The following is a 412-nucleotide window of genomic DNA, read 5'->3' as shown; positions in this document are numbered from 1 at the left end:
CCCCCACACCGACACCGACACCGACACCGACGGTGATCACGCCGTCGCCGGTCCCGTCGGTGCTCGCGGTGAGTGTGGGCGATCTCACGGTCAACGCGGATGGGCTCGCCCGGAGCACGATCACCGTGCGCGCCGGCGGCACAGCCGCCGTCGCCGCCACCGCCACCTGGACGGCCCCCGGCATGGACGGCCGGACCCAGCGGATGCGCATGAGCGGCTCCACGACCTACACCCGCACGCTCACCTGGTCCATGGGCGAGCGCCCGTGCGGCAAGACCGTCACGCTGACCGTTGTCACATCCCCCACCGCTCCGGGCGGCCCCAGGACGGCCTCCGTGTCCGTGCCGCCCTGCCCGACGAGGGTGACCGCGCTGCGCGTCGGTCTCGACCTGCCCGCCGCGCCCGCCCGCGC

At 75.2% G+C, this 412-nt stretch carries 2 protein-coding genes; one reads left to right on the top strand and one right to left on the bottom strand.

Going from position 1 to position 412, the window contains the following annotated elements:
- Positions 1-211: hypothetical protein (locus EJK15_RS74080; protein ID WP_206062449.1), on the bottom strand; the 211-nt coding region annotated here is incomplete at its 3' end.
- Here EJK15_RS74080 and EJK15_RS74075 point away from each other — a divergent pair.
- On the top strand, positions 210-412 hold a 203-nt coding region (locus tag EJK15_RS74075; protein WP_206062447.1), incomplete at its 3' end, for a hypothetical protein. The genes EJK15_RS74080 and EJK15_RS74075 overlap by 2 nt on opposite strands.

The organism is Nonomuraea basaltis (assembly GCF_005893125.1).
In the GTDB taxonomy this organism is placed as follows: domain Bacteria; phylum Actinomycetota; class Actinomycetes; order Streptosporangiales; family Streptosporangiaceae; genus Nonomuraea; species Nonomuraea basaltis.
Note: the sequence above shows the minus strand (reverse complement) of the source record. Positions and strands in the feature narration are given on the sequence as shown.